Raw genomic sequence first — 19,131 nt, 5'->3', positions numbered from 1 at the left:
TTGCTGTCGTTAAGACCGGTGTGCGGCCTGTTCACTTTTTGCGTTGTGTCCCGTCACATGGTCGCCGGCGTCGCGCTTGAGCCAGAATGCGTCCAGTGTGCCCAGAAGGCCAATGGCCGCGACCACGAGAAAGGCCACTTGAAAGTCCGCAAGCGCGGGTTCGGCATGTCCATTCCAGCTCATGGCGGCCCGCAATGCCAGCGCGCCGACCGCGACGCCCATGCCTATGGACAATTGGAAAGTAGCGCTGAACAGCGTCGAAGCATGGCTCATCTTTGGTTTGGGAATGTCGGCGAACGCGAGCGTGTTGTTCGCGGTGAACTGCAGTGAGCGGAACAGGCCGCTGACGAACAGCAGCGCAAGGGTCGCCGCCAGCGGCCAAGCGGGCGAGAGCAGCGCGAAAAGGCTCAAGCTGAATGCGCAGAGCAAGCCATTGACGATCAGGACCCGGCGCAGGCCGAAGCGCTTCATGATCGCGGTGGTCGCAGGCTTGATCGCAAGGTTACCGGCGAACAGCGCGAGCAGAAGGAGGCCAGCATGGAAAGGATTCATGCCGAATGCCAATTGAAACGTCAGGGGAAGTAGGAATGGCGCCGCATTGATGCTCATGCGAAACAGCGAGCCCCCGGCCAGCGCCACGCGGTAATTCGGTTCGCGCAGGTTGGAAAGATCGATCAACGGATGCGTTGCACGGCGCATGTGCCATGCGGCGGTAAGTATCAGCGCGATGCCTGCCGTGACCCAGGCCAGGCTGGGTGCAATTGCATGGCCCAGGCCGGACTGCTCGACGCCGTACAACAGGGCAGCGCACCCGCCGCCCAACAAAAGAAAGCCGGTGAGATCGAGCGGGCGTGGCGCGAAGGTGATATCTCGTGGCGTCAGCGTCCAGGCGAAATACATGGCGATCAGCCCCAGCGGCACATTCAGGTAGAAGATCCACGGCCAGGAAGCATAGGTGGTGATGAGCCCGCCTACCGGCGGCCCCAGAATCGGTGCGATGAGGCCGGGCCAGGTGATGTACGCGACCGCCTGTACCAGGTCTTTCTTTTCGGTGATACGCAAAACCACCAGCCGGCCAACCGGCACCATCATGGCGCCGCCAATGCCCTGCGCCACTCGGGCGAGTACAAATTGCTCGAGCGTTTGCGCGGCGCCGCAGGCGATGGACGCGAGCGTGAACACGGCGATGGCGGCGGTGAACACGCGATGGGGGCCGAAGCGTTCCGCGATCCATCCGCTGATGGGAATGAAGACGGCGATCGCCAAAACGTAGGCCGTGATGCCGATGTTCAGATCGACGGGCTGTCTGCCGAACGATTCCGCAATGGCCGGCAACGCGGTGGCGATGACGGTGGCATCGAGGTTTTCCATGAAGAAGGTCGCTGCCACGATGAAGGCAACGATGGAATGGCGGGGTAGCGACACGTGCGGCTCACGGCAATCGAGAAAAACGGAGGATAACGCGCGTAGAACCAGGAGAGTGGATTCGACGCTGCTTGTGGGAGCGGGCGGGGCGGCCATCCGCCATGCCCTCAATGGAACTTCAGCAAATCCCGGGCGCAACACCTCGCGGGCATGGCCCGCTCCCACATAGCGTAGAGAGAAGAGGTAGATCGGCGGTGGGGGAGAGCAACGCGACACCGCGTTGCTGTTTCGCGTCAATCGTTCGCGGTAAAAGGTGGAAGCCCCTCGGGATTCCACCCGGCGATTGCGTTCCTCAGGTATCCAGCGGGTCCCATTTAGGTGCGAATTCGGGATCGACCAGACGCTGGTTCTTCGGCAAGCCGTTCAAGACGGTGAGATCGTCGTCCGTCAGCGGCAGGTCGAGCGCTTCGAGGTTCGTCTTTTGATTTTCGCGGCCCGAGGCCTTCGGAATGGCCGCGACGTTGGGCTGCATGAGAAGCCATTTGAGCGCGACGGTGGTTGGCTTCACGTAATGCTTGGCCGCGACGGTGAGGATCTGCGGCACTTCGCTGACCCGCATACGCGCCAGCGGGCAATAGGCGACGAAGGCCATCTTGTGCTGCTGGGTGTAGTCGAGCAGTGCGCGCTGACCTAATAGCACGTGGTATTCGACCTGAAGGGCTGCTGGCACGATGCCGAACTCTTCGACCGTCTGACGAAGCAGGGCCAGAGGGAAATTGGCGACGCCGATGTGGCGGGCTTTGCCTTCTTCCTTGAGCGCCGCCAGTGTTTCCAGGGCGCGCTGCGGTTCCCAGTCCTGTCCGGGCCAGTGGATCATCAGAAGGTCCACGTAATCCGTCTTCAGCTTGCGCAAGCTGCTTTCCGTCGAGGCACGCATGGCATCCGGTTGCAGTTGGTCCCACCAGATCTTGGTGGTGAGACGAAGTTCTTCCCGTGCTATCGATGACTGCTGAATCGCCGTGCCGACGGCGTCTTCGTTCTCATACGCAGCCGCCGTATCGATATGGCGATAGCCCAGTTCGAGCGCCGAGAGCACGGCGGAACGACATTCCTCATCTTTCGTCGGCCACGTGCCGAGCCCGAGCTTGGGCAGGGAAAGCCCGTCGTGTGTTTCGATAGTCTGCATGGAAGTCTCCGGTTCAGGGTTCGAAGCGCAAAACGGCATGCGCCAACCCTTCATGTCGACTGACGCCGGACAGCCGACGTTCGATCCGGCGGACGTGCGAGCCATGGGACGGCATCCTTGAAGCGAGCCGCAGCAGCGGCCATGGTCTTCCGTACAGCCCGCGCTGGGTGCGGTTCTTGGCGATCTGTAGGGATCGGACGAAGCGCGCATGAGGCGCTTGCACATTCCGTAGCCGGTCGAGGTATAGTCCGCACCCTTCGAAACGTATGGATATTGCCGGGGGCCTGTGGCCCGGCCGGCTGTACGCCATGCGTGAGCGCAAGAAGACACTATAAAAACAGCAATAAAGAGAACCGCCTCGGTTCAGCACACCACGAAAGGAAAAGCATAATGCGTCACTTGTCTCTTTCAGCTCTCGTTTTGCTGGCGTCGGCGCCTGCATTTGCGAGCGACCAATCCGAGAACACCCAAGGCTTCGTCGACGGCAGTCATTTGAACGTACTGCTGCGTAATGCGTACATGAACCGTGACTACAAGCACGGTGCACAGGACCGCGCCGAATGGGGCCAGGGCGTCATCGGTAATTTCACGTCCGGTTTCACCCAGGGCACGGTCGGCGTCGGCGTTGATGCATTCGGACTCTATGCGTTGCGTCTCGACGGTGGTAGCGGCCGTTCCGGCGCAGCGGGAATTGGCTTCTTCAAGCAGGATTCTTCCGGCAATGCGGCGGATGATCTGATGCGCGCCGGCGCTAACGTCAAACTGCGTTTCTCCAACACCGTTATCCGCTACGGCGACATGATGCCGAGTCTGCCGGTGCTCAACTACGACGATTCGCGCCTGCTGCCGGAGAGCTTCACCGGCACGATGATCACCTCGAATGAGATCGACGGTCTTGAACTGACCGCCGCGCGTTTCCACGCCGAAGCGCGCAAGGACGCCGAGCAACGCGATGGCGGCGAGCTCAAGTCCATCGAGGTCTTTGGGGGTCGCTACACGTTCAGCCCGGAACTGACGGCATCCTTTTACGCCTCGGACGTCGAAGACCGCTTGAAGAAGCAGTACCTGGGCGCGACTTATGTGATGCCGGTGGACGACAAGCAGTCCGTGACGCTGGACTTCAATGGCTATCGCACGCGTCTTGACCGTGACTATGCCAATGGCAATGGCCGTGACAACAAGATCTGGAGCCTGGCGGCCACCTACACCTTCGGTGCGCACTCCATCACGCTCGCTCACCAGCGCAGCAGCGGCGACACCGGCTATCAATATGGCTGGTACCAAGGTGCGGGCGCCATCGGCGACGGTGGTTCGACCGTGTTCCTCGCCAACTCCTACTGGTCGGACTTCAACGCCGAAGACGAGCATTCCTGGCAGCTGGGCTACGGCCTGGACTTCACCGAATACGGCGTGCCTGGGCTGAGCTACCGCATCGCCTACGTGCGTGGCGATAACATCCATACGAACGACGGTGAAGGTGTCGAGCGCGAAATTTTCAACCAGGTGCAGTACGTGGTGCAGAACGGTGCTGCCAAGGACCTGAAGCTACGCCTGCGTAGCTCGTGGGTGCGGACCTCGAATAACACGCGCACCATCGACTACATGGATGACGGTAACGAGATCCGCGCGTTCGTCGAATACCCCATCAGCTTCTTCTAAGCGTCTCGTGATTGGCAGCGTCCGGCACGGGCGCTGCCACCGCACTCGCTTCTCTTGCGCCGTCCTGTTCGGGACGGCGGCTATCCTTTCTGCAAGTCGCTAAGGCGCTACGAATGTGGATTCGGACGTCGTGGCCCGGCTGCGCAGTTCGTTCAGCAGGTTGTGATCGGGATAACCGTCCGCGGGCCAGCCCAGTCGCTGCTGGAACCCTCGGATCGCTTTGCGCGTATTGGCCCCGATGATGCTATCCGGTGCGCCCGGCTCGAAGCCGGCGTCAATCAACCGTTGCTGCAACTCCGTCCGTTCGCTACGGCTGAGGGGTTCGTCGCCCTTTGGCCACTGCCCGACAATTTGTCCCGCCCCTTCGAAGCGTGCCGCCAACAGGCTGATGGCCAGCGCGTAAGAGGAGGAATTGTTGTAGCGCAGGATCGCGCGGTAATTGGATGTCAGTAGAAAAGCCGGCCCTCTATGCCCGGCTGGAAGCAAGAGCGAGGCTGTTTCGTTCGCCGACAGGTTCGTCGGCCAGTCTCCGGCAGGGGTAATGCCGAGCTGTTGCCATTCCCGAATCGGTTTACGGATGGACTCATCCGCCTGGGCATAATCGAACGATTGCGGCAGGCGGACTTCCATTCCCCATGGCAAACCGTTGCGCCAGCCCGACGCTTGCAAGTAGTGCGCGGCAGACGCCAGCGCATCGGGCGCCGAGCCCCAGATATCGCGCCGCCCGTCGCCATCGAAGTCGACCGCATGCGTGTTGTAGGTCGTCGGCATGAATTGCGTCTGGCCCATCGCGCCTGCCCAGGAGCCAATCATTCGTTCCGGCGTGATATCGCCGCGCTGCAGGATTTGCAAGGCGGCGAACAATTGATCATGCGCGAAGTCGGGGCGGCGCCCTTCATGGGCTAGGGTTGCCAGAGAGCGAATGACCGACTTGCTCCCCATGATGCTGCCGAAGTTGCTTTCCAGTCCCCACACCGCGACCAGAATCTCGCGGTCGACGCCATACAGTTGTTCCAGCTGACGCAGCGTGTCCGCGTATTGGGCCAGGAGCTGCTGGCCTTTGGCAACGCGTTGACTGGACAGGGCGCCATCGAGGTACACCCACACTGGGCGGGTGAACTCAGGCTGGCTGCGATCTGCCGCAATGACGCTCGGGTCGGGAGAAAGACCGGTGAACGCGCTATCGAATGTAGCGGGGTCGATACCCCGGGCGAGCGATTCCTGGCGGAATTGCTGCAGCCATTCCGAGAAATTCTGTTGAGGCATTTCCATGAAGGCGGCACTGGCGCTCGCACCGGGTGTCCCTTCAGCGCTTGGCTGGGGCTGGGGCTGGGGGGCCGCTTCTGTCGGCCCGCTGCTGCAAGCAGTCAGAAATATCAGCGACAAGCCCACAGTCAGGTGGCGCAATGCCAAGCCAGGGGCAAAAACATCGAACATTCGGTCGTCTCGGGTCTTGCGAACAGGTGCAGACCTTACCATGCATCAAAGCGTTTAGAAGTATCAGCCTGTCTTTCTGGGCGTTCGCGAAGTAGGCCGCGATGTGCCTTGGCCGGCGGCAGACAGGGCGATATGAATCGCGGTCGATGAGAGCGGCGGACTAATCAGCCCCATCGATAGTCATATTCGGATTGTTCGATTCGCCGTCTGCATTGTTCCGCAACAAACTCCTTCGCACCTTTTACTGAGCCCATCCCTGGCCAAACCGTGCGGAGTCATTCCATGGAGTATTCACGTTGGCGCTTGCGCTACCCCCTGGCGGCCTTCGCCATTCTAACGCTCGCCGCGTGCGACCGTTCAGCGGGCCCAACCGCGGCGGCGCCGCCTGCCCCAGCGGTCAGCGTGGCTGACGTTATCGAGCAGCCGATCATTGAGTGGGATGAAGTGACTGGGCGCCTGGAAGCGCCTGAGTCCGTTCAGGTTCAACCGCGCGTTTCCGGCTATGTCGATAAGGTCGCCTTTAGTGAAGGCGCGCTGGTCAAGAAGGGCGACTTGCTGTTCCAGATCGACCCTCGTCCGTTCGAAGCCGAGGTTCATCGCTTGGAAGCGCAGCTCTCGCAAGCCAGGGCGAATCTGACCCGCACGAGCGACGAAGCCCGCCGTGGCGAGCGTCTACGTTCGAGCAATGCCATTTCGGCCGAGCAGGCGGATGCGCGCAAGAGCACTGCTACCGAGGCGAAAGCGGCGGTCGCAGCCATCCAGGCACAACTGGACGCAGCGCGCCTCGACCTGGGATTCACCCGCGTGACCGCGCCTATAGACGGTCGCGTCGGTCGCGCCGAAATCACCGCAGGCAATCTGGTGAATGCAGGCCAGGCACGCCTGACGACGCTGGTGTCGACCGACAAGGTCTACGCCTATTTCGATGCTGACGAACGTATCTTCCTCAAGTACGCCAAGCTCGCTCGTGAGGGCGTACGGTCAGGCACCAGCCCGGTTTACCTCGGGCTTTCGGACGAGACCGAACATCCACATTTGGGTGAGATGAACTTCGTCGATAACCAGGTCGATCCCCGCACCGGCACCATCCGTGGTCGGGCCGTGTTCGACAACCGCGAGGGGCTGTTCACGCCAGGTCTGTACGCACGGCTCAAGCTGGTCGGTAGCGCCCCCTATGACGCTGAGCTCATTCGTGACGAGGCCATTGGGACGGATCTCGGCAAAAAATTCGTGCTGGTCCTGGGCGACGACGGAAAGGTGAGCTATCGCTCGGTGACGCCGGGGCCGAAGCTCCACGGCCTGCGGGTCATTCGTGATGGGCTGAAGCCGGGCGAGAAGATCGTGGTGAACGGTTTGCAGCGGGTGCGACCGGGTATGGAGGTCAAGCCGGAAAACGTGGCGATGGCGGACGAAAAGACCCTGGCGGCGCTGCGTGAAGAACGCAAGGTCGTCGAAGCGGCAAAGGCCAAAACGCCCAATCAGCTGGCCAAGCGCTAATTCATACCTTCCGTAGGGTGGGTTACGGCGCATCGATTGACGCTGCTGGATTAGCCTCCAAGGCAGGCGCCTGACCCTCCCAACAGTTTTATTTCTCCCAGCATCCAGCCTATGGCCGGGTGGTGGGTTTCCTTTTGCTCGAGGAATGTACCGATGAACTTCTCACAGTTCTTCATCAAACGGCCGATCTTCGCCGCCGTGCTCTCGCTGATCATCCTGATCTGCGGCGCTATCTCGCTGTTCCAGTTGCCGATCAGCGAATACCCGGAAGTGGTGCCGCCGACCGTGGTGGTTCGCGCCGACTACCCGGGTGCCAACCCCAAGGTCATCGGTGAGACCGTCGCCGCGCCCCTCGAGCAAGCCATCATAGGCGTCGAGGACATGCTCTACATGTCGTCACAGGCAAACGCTGACGGGCGGATGACACTGACGATTACCTTCGCGTTGGGCACCGACCTCGACAACGCGCAGGTGCAGGTGCAGAACCGCGTGACGCGGACCGAGCCGCAGCTGCCAGAGGAAGTGACAAGGCAAGGGATCACGGTCGATAAGGCCTCGCCCGATTTGACGATGGTCGTGCACCTGACCTCGCCGGACGATCGCTACGACATGCTTTACCTGTCCAACTACGCGCTCATCAACGTGAAGGACGAGCTGGCCAAGCTCAACGGCGCAGGTGACGTGCAGCTGTTCGGTCTGGGGGACTATTCGCTACGCGTCTGGCTCGACCCGAACAAGACGGCCCAGCGCAACCTCACGGCCACCGATGTCGTGAACGCCATTCGTGAGCAGAACCGCCAGGTGGCAGCTGGACAATTGGGCGCGCCGCCTGCACCGGGTCAGAACAGCTTCCAGTTGTCCATCAACACGCAAGGCCGCCTGATCGAGGAAAGCGAGTTCGAGAACATCATCGTTCGCGTCGGCGACGACGGCCAGATCACTCGTCTCAAAGACATCGCTCGTGTTGAACTGGGTTCGAATCAATACGCGCTGCGCTCGTTGCTGGATAACAAACCGGCCGTCGCGATGCCGATTTTCCAGCGGCCCGGTTCCAACGCGATCGAGCTGTCCAATGATGTGCGCGCACGGATGGCTCAGCTGAAGGAAGACTTCCCTGAGGGCATGGACTATTCGATCGTCTATGACCCGACCGTCTTCGTGCGCGGCTCCATCGAGGCTGTCGTGCACACCTTGTTGGAGGCGCTAGTCCTCGTCGTGCTGGTCGTCATCCTGTTCCTGCAGACCTGGCGCGCGTCGATCATCCCGTTGGCCGCCGTACCCGTATCGCTGATCGGGACGTTTGCGGTGATGCACATGTTTGGCTTCTCGTTGAACGCGCTGTCGCTGTTCGGTCTGGTACTGGCGATCGGTATCGTCGTGGACGACGCCATCGTGGTGGTAGAGAACGTCGAGCGAAACATCGGGCTGGGCTTGAGCCCGCTGGAGGCGACACGCAAGGCCATGGGCGAGGTTACAGGGCCAATCGTGGCGACGGCGCTGGTGCTGTGCGCGGTGTTCATTCCGACTGCGTTCATTTCGGGCCTGACAGGCCAGTTCTACCGACAATTCGCGTTGACGATCGCCATCTCGACGGTGATCTCCGCAATCAACTCGCTGACCCTGTCGCCCGCGTTGGCTGCCTTGCTGCTCAAGGGGCACGATGCGCCCAAGGATGGCTTTTCCAGGCTGCTCGACCGATTGTTCGGCGGTTGGCTGTTCCGGCCATTCAACCGCTTCTTCGATCGCGCGAGTCACGGCTACGTGAGCACCGTACGCCGCGTGCTGCGGGGTAGCGTCGTTGCGCTCTTCGTTTATATCGGTCTGCTGGGGCTGGGTTACCTGGGCTTCTCCACCACGCCGTCGGGCTTCGTGCCGCAGCAGGACAAGCAGTATCTGGTGGCATTCGCGCAGTTGCCAAGCGCGGCGTCGCTGGATCGCTCCGAATCGGTCATCCGGCGGATGTCGGAAATCGCCGCGAAGAATCCGGGCGTAGAGCACAGCGTGGCGTTCCCAGGGTTGAACATCAACGGCTTCACCAATAGCCCCAACAGCGGCGTCGTCTTCTATGGGCTGAAACCGTTCGAGGATCGGACCGATCCGTCACTGTCCGCGGGTGCCATCGCCGCGTCGCTCAATGCCGAATTCGCCGGCATCCAGGACGCCTACATCGCGATCTTCCCGCCGCCGCCAGTCATGGGGCTGGGCACGATCGGGGGCTTCCGTTTACAGGTGCAGGATCGCGGCAACCTGGGGTACGAAGAACTCTACAAGCAGACCCAGAACGTGTTGAACAAGGCGCGGCAAGCACCAGAGTTGGCCCCTCAAGCGTTGTTCACCAGTTACGAGGTCAACGTGCCGCAAGTCGATGCGAACATCGACCGGGAAAAAGCCAAGACCCATGGCGTGGCGATCAACGACATCTTCGACACGCTCCAGGTCTACCTCGGCTCGCTGTACGCCAACGACTTCAACCGCTTCGGCCGGACTTATCAGGTGAACGTCCAGGGGGATCAGCAGTTCCGCCTCGAGCCGGATCAGATCGGCCAACTCAAGGTGCGTAACGACCGTGGCGAGATGATCCCGCTGTCCACCTTCGTCAAGGTGCAGGACAGCGCGGGGCCTGATCGCGTGATGCACTACAACGGCTTCATCACCGCCGAGATCAATGGTGCGCCGGCACCGGGCTACAGTTCCGGCCAGGCGGAGGCGGCGATCGAGCGCATCCTGGCTGAGGAATTGCCCAATGGCATGAGCTACGAATGGACCGATCTGACCTACCAGCAGATTCTGGCGGGCAATACGGCCTTCCTGGTGTTCCCGCTCTGTGTGCTGCTGGCCTTCCTCGTGCTTGCCGCGCAGTACGAAAGCTGGAGCCTGCCATTGGCAGTCATCCTCATCGTGCCGACGGTGCTGTTGTCGGCCATTACCGGCGTGATCATTTCCGGTAGCGACAACAACATTTTCACCCAGATCGGCCTGATCGTACTCGTGGGCCTTGCGTGCAAGAACGCGATCCTGCTGGTGGAGTTCGCCAAGGACAAACAGGAGGAGGGCATGGACCGCCTGAGCGCAGTGCTCGAAGCCTGCCGCCTGCGTTTGCGCCCGATCCTGATGACCTCCATCGCCTTCATCATGGGCGTCGTTCCGCTGGTCATCTCCAGTGGGGCGGGCGCCGAGATGCGGCACGCGATGGGTGTGGCGGTGTTCTCTGGAATGATCGGCGTGACCTTCTTCGGATTGTTGCTGACGCCGGTGTTCTACCTGCTGATTCGTGCGTTCGTGGAGAAGCGTGAGGCGAAGAAAGCGTTGCATAGCAGTGACTATCCGAAGGAGCAAAACGCATGACCCTGCCTTATTTCACCCGGCCGTTCGCTCCCGCATTGCTTGCGCTGGCGTTGTCCGCCTGCGCGGTCGGGCCTGATTACCAAACACCGCGGACCGAAGAGGCTCGGCTGACCCAGGCCGCTGGGAACTACGACCGCAGCCGCTTCGAATCGGCATGGTGGCGCCAGTTCGACGATCCCACGCTGGATGCGTTGGTGCGGCAATCACTGGCGGAGAACCGCGAATTGAGGGTCGCGTTCTCCCGCCTGCGTGCGGCACGCGCCATTCGCGATGACGTTTCCATTGATCGCTTCCCGACCGTAACGAGCCGTGCCAGCAGCGAAATTGGTAAAGGACAGGAGCCGGGCCTGACCGATGAGCGCGTGAATTCGGAGCGTTACGACCTCGGCCTCGACATGGCATGGGAGATCGACCTGTTCGGGCGTATCCAGCGCCAGCTGGAGGCGAGCGAGGCGCGGATCGACGTTGCCGAAGCCGAGCTGTACCAACTGCAAGTGAGCTTGATCGCGGAACTGGTAGATGCCTACGGCAACCTGCGCGGCGCACAGCTGCGCGAGCGCATCGCCCGCGACAACCTGAAGAATCAGCAGGAGTCCCGGGGCATAACGGTGGAGCTGCGCGATGCCGGTATTGGCAGCGAATTGGACGTAAATCGGGCGGATGCGCGCTTGTCGGGCGTCGAAGCGACGATTCCCCTGTTGCAAGCCGAGCAAATTCGCGCCCGCAACCGTATTGCGGTGTTGCTGGGCCAACGGCCTGAAGCACTGACCGTCGACCTGTCCCCCAGAGCGTTGCCTGCCATCGCCAAGACATTGCCAATCGGCGACCCCGGTGAGCTGCTGCGGCGCCGACCCGACGTGCGCGCAGCGGAACGTGAGCTCGCCGCCGCGACCGCGGACATCGGTGTCGCGACAGCGGACCTGTTTCCGCGCGTGAGCCTGTCTGGCTTTCTTGGCTTTACGGCAGGGCGCGGTTCCGAGATCGGCTCAAGCGCCGCGCGCGCCTGGAGCGTCGGGCCAGCGCTCAATTGGGCCGCATTCGACCTGGGCAGTGTCAGAGCGCAGATTCGCAACAGCGAAGCCAATGCCGATGGCGCACTGGCGGATTACGAGCAGCGCGTGCTGACTGCGTTGGAGGAATCGGAGAATGCCTTCAGCGACTACAGCCATACGCAGCAACGTTTGCTGGCGCTGATCCGCCAGTCCGAATCCAGTCGGGCCGCAGCCTCGCAAGCGGCGATCCGCTACCGCGAAGGCACGGCGGATTTCCTCGTGCTGCTCGATGCCGAGCGCGAGCGGCTCGCGGCCGAGGACAGTCAGGCGCAGGCTGAAGTCGATCTGTATCACGGGGTCGTCGCGATCTATCGTGCGCTTGGCGGCGGTTGGGACGTAGGCCCGACGGAGGTCGTAAACCGCTAACGATGCGCGGCGCTGCGCTCTGTCCGCGATCGCGAGCAGGGCGCGCTACTACGAAAGAACCTGCAGTCAGGCAGGGTTTTGGTCGCCAGCGCCAAACCCTGCACGGGCGCTTTTTGGGGCGCAGCGCCCGTTGCTTTGTGACAGTTATATGAAGTTCGACTGGTGGGGCTTCAGCGCCTGATCGCCGCGCCGATATCGCGTGCGCGATGCGCATCGGCAAACGATGGGACGATACGGTCCGCCGGGTGAAGCCGGTCGCGCGATGCCTGAAGACAACGAGGCCGTTCCCCTATGCAATCCTCCCTCCGTACCCAGATCCTTGCATTACTGGGCGGTAGCCTTGCGCTGATGCTCGTCATCGCATTGGTGTGCTTCAACGTGTTATCCGGTGCACTCAACGAATACCGTGGTTTGGTCGATCGTCCGCTACGCGCCACGGCCCTGGTCGACAAGGCCAATCTCGAGTTCAAGATCCAGGTCCAGGAGTGGAAGAACGTGCTGCTGCGCGGTAGCGATGCGGCGTCCATGGATAAGTACTGGGGGCAGTTCGAAGCGCAGGAGGTGCTGGTGCAGAAAGCCTTGTCGGAGCTGGAAGACATTCCGGGACTGGAGGCTGCTACCCGATCCCAGGTTCAATCGCTGAAGAGCGAGCATCAGGCGTTGGGAAGCGCCTATCGCAAGGGACGCGATGCCTTCGTCGCGGCGGGTAACGACGCTGCCGCCGGCGATCGGGCGGTGAAAGGCGTAGACCGTGCGGCCAGCGATCAGATGAGCGAACTGGTAACGAGTCTTCGGGGCCGAGCGGACGCCGATGCCGTGCGCATTTCTGCCAGTGCCGAACGTTCGTTGTGGTTCGGTGTGGGCTTCATGATCATTGCCGGTGTCGCAATCGCATTGATCAGTGCCTGGTTGATCAACCGACAGATCGTTGCGCCGATACGTCAGTTGATTGCGCACGTGATGCAATTGAGCCGCGGTCGTTTCGGTGAACGTGTCGCCAGCCGCCGCCGCGATGAGCTGGGCGATCTGGCGCAGGCCGCCAATACACTGCGGGATTTCCTTGCCGATACATTCGCCCGCCTGCAACACAGCACCGCCGATCTGGACAAGGCCAGCGGAGAGCTCAATGCGATCGCAGCGTTGATGGCCGAGGGCACGCGTGAGCAGTTCGAGCGCACTGACCAGGTCGCCACGGCGACTGAGGAGATGTCCGCTACGGCGCAGGAGGTTTCGCGTCATGCGGCCAGCGCGGCGGAGGCAGCGGACGAGGCGGATCGTGCCGCCCAGGAAGGCGAGCGCGTCATGCAGGTCACTGTACGCACCATCACCGACGTACGTGCCGATATCGCCAATACTGCGGACGTCATTCGCCAACTGGAAACGGACAGCGATCGCATCGGGAAAGTATTGGAAGTCATCCGTAGCATTGCCGACCAGACCAACCTGCTGGCGCTCAATGCCGCTATCGAAGCCGCACGGGCGGGCGATGCCGGGCGTGGTTTCGCGGTGGTGGCCGACGAGGTGCGCACGCTCGCGCAGCGTACGGCGGCTTCGACTGCAGAAATCAACCAGATCATCGACTCCGTCCAGACCAGCGCCAGCCAGGCGGTGCGGGCCATCGAGAGCGGTCAGACACGTAGCGACGAGGGCGTCGTGCAGGTCACGCAGGCTGGCGAAATGCTGCACAGCATCACGCTGTCCGTCGAAGCGATCCGGGACATGAACCGGCAGATCGCCACGGCGGCAGAAGAGCAGACGGCGGTAGTCGAGGACATTTCCCGCAACCTGACGGAAATCACGACGATTGCGACCGTGAACCAGGAAAACATCGAGCGCACAGCAGTTTCCAGCGAGCACTTGCATACCTTGTCGGGTGATCTACAACAGGTAACCTCGCGCATGCAGGCATAAGTGGATTGCGCACCTGACCTGGGCCGCGTCACCACTTTGGAGGCGGCGACCGAACCGGGGGGTGCGCACGCGGCTCCTATTCAGAGGTAAACGCCTTTATTCAAAGCCGTACCGTCTGGAGATGCCGCCATGATCACGCTCCACCATCTGAATAATTCCCGCTCCCAGCGCGTGCTTTGGCTCTTGGAAGAATTGGAGCTGGACTACGAGATCGTTCGCTACGAACGCGATCCGCAGACGCTGGCCGCGCCAGCCTCTCTGCGCAGCGTTCATCCGCTGGGCAAATCGCCGGTACTGGTGGATGACGGCCTGGTGCTGGCGGAGTCCGCCGTGATCGTCGAGTACCTGGCAGAACGCTACGGTCCACAGCTGCTACCCGCCATGGGTACCGCGGAACGGCGAACGTGCAGCTATTGGTTGCACTACGCCGAAGGTTCCTTGATGCCGCTTCTGTTGATGAAGCTGGTGTTCAAGAAGGTGGAGGGTGGCCCCATGCCGTTCTTCGTCAAGCCAGTCGCGAAAGGCATCGCCGCGAAGGTGAACGCCAACTTCATCGATCCGCGCTTGCGGCAGCATTTGGATTTTGTCGAAGCCGAGCTGGCCGACAGGGACTGGCTGGTCGGCGACGCGTTGAGCGTGGCCGATATCCAGATGAGTTTTCCATTGGAGGCAGCGCGCGCACGCGGCGGGCTAGGGGCGCGCCCTCGTCTGAACGACTACATCGAGCGTATCCACACCCGCCCGGCCTACCAGCGCGCGCTCGTGCGTGGCGGTGAGTATGCCTATGCGTAGAGGGTGGCTCGCGGCGCTACGCGGTACGGAACCAGTCCCACAAGCCGAGCGAGAAGTTCGGGAATAGGTTGATGCCGAGTGCGGATTTAATCAGGTAAAGCCCAACCAGACCGATCGCCATGCAGAACACCAAAAATGCGGTCACCACCGCAGCCTTGCCCAGCAGGGAGAGTCTGCGCTCGAGCCTGGACAGGTCGCGGCGGTTGCGCCCGAACAGAAAGACAACGTAGTAACGTGAATGCCCGAAGGAGAACGTACCGCGCCAATCGATCCGATGACGGCCCCACTGACGTGCGCTGAACGCGACACGTAGCGCATCTAGCTGCACTTGGGTGAACGAGTCTCGAATGTCCTTGGGCAGGCGTTCGTTCAAGCCTTTGAGAAAGGGGTCTTCCAGATTCCGAGCTTTCTGGGCAGGGTCGATATTCATCGCGAGCTGCGTTCCTTCATTCATGTTGCCCCCTTGGGCATTCAAACACTGATATAGCGGACGATGGGCGCTATTTGATCCAAATTCGGCCCTTTAGAGGCCAATACCTGAGCCGCACACCACGGGTGCTGAACGCTGGAAACCCAATTCATCACGTCTTGAAGGTGTTCAGGCGGAAGGATTTCCATATGCACGATGGTAATGCGCAACCGTTTGGCCAATCCGCTGTGCAGGTTGAACGCCCATTCGTAACGTCCACAGCCGACCTTGATCTCCTTCGAGACCTTGTCTGACATGGCTACCATCCATTTGCAGTTGTAAGTCAGGGCCGCCGCTGACGGACGCTGACCAATGCAGAACGTGTAGACGTTCTCGTGGGTTTGTCCGAAACGCCTCACGAGCAGCTCGGCGATCGCGTCGCGCCCTTCAGTGTGCGACGGAAAATCAATGTTGCGCGTTTCCAGCGCCATCTCCAGTACGGCATCGGGTTCGAACGCCTGATTTATCAAGTGCGGGCGATTGTTGTCCTTGGCGCAAATGTAGCTATGAACGGCTCGTTCAAGTGAATGCATGGAGTGTCCTTGCGGATGAAATCGTCGCTTGTGCGCCATGCGCGCACGCGAAAACGGGTGGGCTTGACGGGTGTATCGGCCAGACGTGCGATAGCTGAAGCATATTTCTTCCGGATTGCCGGCATTTGACGATTGCGATGGGTTTAACCAAGCTGGTGCGTTCTGCCCAGATAGAGGTCCAAGTGTTGGCCACGTCCCCGCTGATTCGCAAGTTGATGCTATGCATCGCTCCTCTGGCCGCATTGCTCGCAGGTTGCGACAGCGGTGACAAAACACCTCCTGAACCAAAACCCGAGCCCCCAAAACAGGTGAGTGCGTACAGCCCCGCCTCGTGGGACGCGCTGCCGAAAACCAGCGCCGAGGATACCGTGCAGGGCTTCACGGCATGGCGATCAGCGTGCAAACGGTTGGCGAAAGATGCGAATTGGGGGGAAACCTGCGCGAAGGCGGCGGATGTCCCTGCGGATGCCGGCGTAATCAGGCAGTTTCTGCAGGACAATCTTCAGGTCTACAGCCTGCGCGGTGCGGGTAATGATCCGAAAGGGCTGGTCACGGGTTACTACGAGCCGGTCTACCCGGGCAGTCTGGAGCGGACGAAAGATGCCACGGTGCCCGTGTATGGCATCCCGGACGACATGATCGTCGTGTCGCTGGACAGCGTGTATCCCGAATTGAAAGGCATGCGCCTGCGCGGTCGACTCGAGGGGCGTGTGCTCAAGCCTTATGACGATGCGGCGACGATTCGCGAGCAGGGCGCGAAAGCGCCAGTGGTGGCTTGGCTGCACGATCCGATGGACCTTCAGTTCCTGCAAATCCAGGGCTCGGGGCGTGTGCAGCTGCAAAATGGCAGACAGTTGCGCCTGGGGTATGCCGATCAGAATGGTCGACCGTACCGTCCCGTAGGGCGCTGGTTGGTAGAGAACGGCTTGCTGCCGAAAGAGGAGGTGAGCATGGGGCGAATCCGCGATTGGGCGACGCAGAATCCGGGACGGGTAGCCGAAATGCTCGCCAGTAACCCGAGCTACGTGTTTTTCGCCCAGGGACCGGACAGCAACGAAGGGCCACGCGGCTCCTTGAATGTGCCCCTGACGGCGGAGTACAGCGTGGCGATCGACCGCAAGGTCATCCCGTTGGGCAGCTTGCTCTGGTTATCCACCACGCGCCCCGATAACGGACAAGCCATCGCGCGACCCGTGGCTGCGCAGGACACCGGCGGCGCCATCGTCGGTGAGGTACGCGCGGATTTCTTCTGGGGCACGGGACCGCAAGCGGGTGACTTGGCCGGCAACATGAAACAGGACGGGACGCTCTGGTTGCTGTGGCCGAAAGGTAAGCCGCTGCCGGATGTGACGGTCCCCGCGAAGAAAGCCGAGCAGGTGTCGGCGCAATCTTGAGAGCCTCGGCGACTGAAGCGGATGGCCGCCCCGTCGCCCCTACAAAAGCACCGCACCGACCTGTAGGGGCGACTTTAGTCGCCAAGAGCAGCAGGCATGGCGACTGAGCCTATGTGAACGCCGATCACCGCGGGTTTCACCCGCGCTACAAAAGGCTTCCCGCCGCGATATGGACCTATGCCGAACAGGTAGGGCGGGTAAAACCCGCATGTAGGTACCTCGACGCAAATCACCCGTCCCCCAATGCGAAGACCTACTCGCGCGTCGCGACGAAAAACAGACGCGGGAAGGGCAGCAGCACGGTCCCATCGGGCTGTGTCGGATGATCCTTTGCCACCGCCTCTTCGTAGCGCGCAAGAAAGAGTTCACGTTCCTCTTCGTTCAGCGGTTTGAGAAATGGCCCTAGCGCCGAGCCCTTGAACCATTCGACGATTGCGGCAGGCCCACCGGCCAACGCATGGTGGTACACGGTTCGCCAGACGTTCACCGATGCGCCGGCGTTACGCAGCACCTTGTAGTACCAATCCGGCGAGTGTCGGCTGTCGGCCGGGCGCGCGGCGTTCTTTAGGCGGTCGGCCCAGCGTGCATCGCTGGCAACGGCACGCATTGCCTTGTGTGCAGGCTCATCCAAGTTATCCGGCATCTGTGCCGCGAGCTGGCCGCCCGGGGTCAGGCTTGCCAACAGCGCAGGTAGCAACCGTTCGTGGTCTGGTACCCACTGGAGCGCGGCATTGGAAAGGATGACGTCGACCGGAATATTCGCTTTCCATTGGCTGATGTCGCCCGCTTCGAAGGTCACGCCTGGCAGGCGTTTGCGCGCGGCTGCGAGCATGTCCTCGGAGCTGTCGAGGCCGCTGATGTCGGCAGCGGGCAATCGCGCTCGCAATATTTCCGTCGAGTTGCCCGGCCCGCAGCCTAAGTCCATCGCCGAACGAATGCCTTCTGTATTCAGCTGCGAGAGCAGGTCATGAATCGGCCGGTTCCGTTCCTGTTCGTACTTGCTGTATTGCTTGGCGGACCAATTCATTGGCAGCTTCCTCTGTGGGTTGAGTCGGTCGTGGTCGCGTGATGTCGCCGCCCAGGGACGAGGCGCTTCGCCGCGGCGGTGCAAGATGCCAAGCTGGCGAGCCAGCGTGACGAAGTTCTGCATCGGAGGCGCATTGGCGTGCTCACGCTGAACCAGCGTGATCGGCGCCATAAGACGAGGTTTGGCATCCGCGATAGGACAATAGACCACGCTGTCGGCGTGTAGACCCCGCATGCTGGCTGGCACCACGGAGATGCCCATGCCGGCGGCGACCAAGTTAAGGTTGGTCAGCATGCGCTCTACTTCGCAGGCGACGCGTGGCTTGAATCCCGCATTCTCACAAGCGTTCAGCAGGTTGGCGTACATGCCGGGCGCGCCTGGACGGCGCACCAGAATCAGCGGTTCATCCGCCAGTGCCGCCAGCGGAATGGCCGGTGTCGTGCCTTCTGGTGCCTCACGAAGCAAACGATGGCCGACCGGAAGGACGAGCAGCAATGCTTCGTTGAGTAGCCGGTGATAGCGCAAGGAAGGTGCGCCTCCGACGGGCGCGCGGATGATCCCAAGGTCGATTTCGGCATTCGCGACGTGTTCGGAAAGCTCGCGGGCGTTGCCTTCGGCCAAGGTGATGACCACCTGTGGAAAGCGTTCGCGATAGGCGCGGACGATCCTCGGAATCAACGGATGGGTTGCAGCCGAGCTGGTGAAGCCCAGCGCCAGTGTCCCTTCGATACCCTCCGCCACCCGCGCTGCGACGCGAGTACCGTCTTCGACACGCTGCAGAATGTCGCGGGCCTGACTCAGAAAGGCTGCGCCTCCCGCGGTCAGCTCTATGCCTTTGGGATGACGAACGAAAAGCGCGAAGCCGAGCTCGTCTTCGAGCGCGCGGATCTGCTGGCTCAAGGGCGGTTGCTGCATGTTCAGCCGCGCCGCGGCACGGGTGAAATGCCGCTCTTCAGCGACCATGACGAAATAGCGGAGGTGCCTGAGTTCCATGCCTTTTATAGGTCTTGTCGTCGGATCAGTTGGGCCAGTGTAGCGGCTGGCGCCGCGAATTTCGCCCGCATCCGCTACCATGCGGGCAGACGTACGGTGCTCGGG

At 61.5% G+C, this 19,131-nt stretch carries 14 protein-coding genes and 2 pseudogenes; 9 read left to right on the top strand and 7 right to left on the bottom strand.

Going from position 1 to position 19,131, the window contains the following annotated elements:
- Positions 1-9 precede the first annotated feature (9 nt).
- Together IEY47_RS12495 and IEY47_RS12490 are read right to left on the bottom strand one after the other, a co-directional pair.
- On the bottom strand, positions 10-1,425 hold the full coding sequence (locus IEY47_RS12495) for an MFS transporter (RefSeq protein ID WP_229779410.1): 1,416 nt from the start codon (positions 1,423-1,425) through the stop codon (positions 10-12).
- A 292-nt stretch (positions 1,426-1,717) separates the two neighbouring features.
- Complete coding sequence (locus IEY47_RS12490) at positions 1,718-2,551, bottom strand: aldo/keto reductase (protein ID WP_188983574.1); 834 nt, start codon at positions 2,549-2,551, stop codon at positions 1,718-1,720.
- Here IEY47_RS12490 and IEY47_RS20600 point away from each other — a divergent pair.
- Positions 2,550-2,672: a hypothetical protein gene (locus IEY47_RS20600; protein ID WP_268240465.1), complete on the top strand. Its 123-nt coding sequence runs from the start codon at positions 2,550-2,552 to the stop codon at positions 2,670-2,672. The two genes, IEY47_RS12490 and IEY47_RS20600, sit on opposite strands and share 2 nt — an antisense overlap.
- Positions 2,673-2,941: 269 nt before the next feature.
- Positions 2,942-4,210, top strand: a complete 1,269-nt coding sequence (locus IEY47_RS12485) for an OprD family porin (protein ID WP_188983573.1) — start codon at positions 2,942-2,944, stop codon at positions 4,208-4,210.
- 99 nt (positions 4,211-4,309) lie between these two features.
- Here the strand turns inward: IEY47_RS12485 and IEY47_RS12480 are convergent, their stop codons facing one another.
- Positions 4,310-5,647: a lytic murein transglycosylase gene (locus IEY47_RS12480; protein ID WP_188983572.1), complete on the bottom strand. Its 1,338-nt coding sequence runs from the start codon at positions 5,645-5,647 to the stop codon at positions 4,310-4,312.
- A gap of 282 nt (positions 5,648-5,929) precedes the next feature.
- Here IEY47_RS12480 and IEY47_RS12475 point away from each other — a divergent pair, with 282 nt between their 5' ends.
- From IEY47_RS12475 to IEY47_RS12455, 6 genes and pseudogenes are all read left to right on the top strand, one after another.
- Positions 5,930-7,144: an efflux RND transporter periplasmic adaptor subunit gene (locus IEY47_RS12475; RefSeq protein ID WP_188983571.1), complete on the top strand. Its 1,215-nt coding sequence runs from the start codon at positions 5,930-5,932 to the stop codon at positions 7,142-7,144.
- Positions 7,145-7,297: 153 nt separating this feature from the next.
- Positions 7,298-10,489 (top strand): efflux RND transporter permease subunit, encoded by a 3,192-nt coding sequence (locus tag IEY47_RS12470; RefSeq protein WP_188983570.1) that lies wholly within the window; start codon positions 7,298-7,300, stop codon positions 10,487-10,489.
- On the top strand, positions 10,486-11,907 hold the full coding sequence (locus IEY47_RS12465) for an efflux transporter outer membrane subunit (RefSeq protein ID WP_188983569.1): 1,422 nt from the start codon (positions 10,486-10,488) through the stop codon (positions 11,905-11,907). The genes IEY47_RS12470 and IEY47_RS12465 overlap by 4 nt, the downstream gene beginning before the upstream one ends.
- A 291-nt stretch (positions 11,908-12,198) precedes the next feature.
- Positions 12,199-12,885, top strand: a pseudogene (locus IEY47_RS20795) (methyl-accepting chemotaxis protein); the annotation flags it as partial.
- Positions 12,868-13,818, top strand: a complete 951-nt coding sequence (locus IEY47_RS20790) for a methyl-accepting chemotaxis protein (RefSeq protein ID WP_373293586.1) — start codon at positions 12,868-12,870, stop codon at positions 13,816-13,818. The pseudogene IEY47_RS20795 and the gene IEY47_RS20790, both read left to right, overlap by 18 nt.
- 129 nt (positions 13,819-13,947) lie before the next feature.
- Positions 13,948-14,610: a glutathione S-transferase gene (locus tag IEY47_RS12455; RefSeq protein WP_188983567.1), complete on the top strand. Its 663-nt coding sequence runs from the start codon at positions 13,948-13,950 to the stop codon at positions 14,608-14,610.
- A gap of 16 nt (positions 14,611-14,626) precedes the next feature.
- On the opposite strand, the gene IEY47_RS12450 is transcribed toward IEY47_RS12455, so the two are convergent.
- Entirely contained in the window at positions 14,627-15,064 is a 438-nt protein-coding gene (locus IEY47_RS12450) for a 3-phosphoshikimate 1-carboxyvinyltransferase (RefSeq protein WP_229779409.1), read from the bottom strand.
- Between the two features lie 17 nt (positions 15,065-15,081).
- Complete coding sequence (locus IEY47_RS12445) at positions 15,082-15,612, bottom strand: hypothetical protein (RefSeq protein ID WP_188983566.1); 531 nt, start codon at positions 15,610-15,612, stop codon at positions 15,082-15,084.
- A 215-nt stretch (positions 15,613-15,827) separates the two neighbouring features.
- Here IEY47_RS12445 and mltA point away from each other — a divergent pair, with 215 nt between their 5' ends.
- Entirely contained in the window at positions 15,828-17,006 is a 1,179-nt protein-coding gene (mltA, locus tag IEY47_RS12440) for a murein transglycosylase A (RefSeq protein ID WP_229779429.1), read from the top strand.
- A gap of 253 nt (positions 17,007-17,259) precedes the next feature.
- On the opposite strand, the gene tam is transcribed toward mltA, so the two are convergent.
- Complete coding sequence (tam, locus tag IEY47_RS12435) at positions 17,260-18,033, bottom strand: trans-aconitate 2-methyltransferase (RefSeq protein WP_188983743.1); 774 nt, start codon at positions 18,031-18,033, stop codon at positions 17,260-17,262.
- A 69-nt stretch (positions 18,034-18,102) separates the two neighbouring features.
- Positions 18,103-19,026, bottom strand: a pseudogene (locus IEY47_RS12430) (LysR substrate-binding domain-containing protein); the annotation flags it as partial.
- Between the last annotated feature and the right edge of the window lie 105 nt (positions 19,027-19,131).

The organism is Pseudomonas matsuisoli (assembly GCF_014647635.1).
Taxonomy (GTDB): Bacteria; Pseudomonadota; Gammaproteobacteria; order Pseudomonadales; family Pseudomonadaceae; genus Pseudomonas_P; species Pseudomonas_P matsuisoli.
The sequence above is the reverse complement of the archived record's forward strand: the minus strand, read 5'-3'. Positions and strand labels throughout refer to the sequence as shown.

Coding starts and splice junctions, on each gene's coding strand:
- IEY47_RS12470 (WP_188983570.1), top strand. CDS start 7,298: ATGAACTTCTCACAGTTCTTCATCAAACGGCCGATCTTCGCCGCCGTG.
- IEY47_RS20600 (WP_268240465.1), top strand. CDS start 2,550: ATGGAAGTCTCCGGTTCAGGGTTCGAAGCGCAAAACGGCATGCGCCAA.
- IEY47_RS12485 (WP_188983573.1), top strand. CDS start 2,942: ATGCGTCACTTGTCTCTTTCAGCTCTCGTTTTGCTGGCGTCGGCGCCT.
- IEY47_RS12490 (WP_188983574.1), bottom strand. CDS start 2,551: ATGCAGACTATCGAAACACACGACGGGCTTTCCCTGCCCAAGCTCGGG.
- IEY47_RS12480 (WP_188983572.1), bottom strand. CDS start 5,647: ATGTTCGATGTTTTTGCCCCTGGCTTGGCATTGCGCCACCTGACTGTG.
- IEY47_RS12445 (WP_188983566.1), bottom strand. CDS start 15,612: ATGCATTCACTTGAACGAGCCGTTCATAGCTACATTTGCGCCAAGGAC.
- IEY47_RS12465 (WP_188983569.1), top strand. CDS start 10,486: ATGACCCTGCCTTATTTCACCCGGCCGTTCGCTCCCGCATTGCTTGCG.
- IEY47_RS12475 (WP_188983571.1), top strand. CDS start 5,930: ATGGAGTATTCACGTTGGCGCTTGCGCTACCCCCTGGCGGCCTTCGCC.
- IEY47_RS20790 (WP_373293586.1), top strand. CDS start 12,868: ATGCAATTGAGCCGCGGTCGTTTCGGTGAACGTGTCGCCAGCCGCCGC.
- IEY47_RS12450 (WP_229779409.1), bottom strand. CDS start 15,064: ATGAATGAAGGAACGCAGCTCGCGATGAATATCGACCCTGCCCAGAAA.
- mltA (WP_229779429.1), top strand. CDS start 15,828: ATGCTATGCATCGCTCCTCTGGCCGCATTGCTCGCAGGTTGCGACAGC.
- IEY47_RS12455 (WP_188983567.1), top strand. CDS start 13,948: ATGATCACGCTCCACCATCTGAATAATTCCCGCTCCCAGCGCGTGCTT.
- tam (WP_188983743.1), bottom strand. CDS start 18,033: ATGAATTGGTCCGCCAAGCAATACAGCAAGTACGAACAGGAACGGAAC.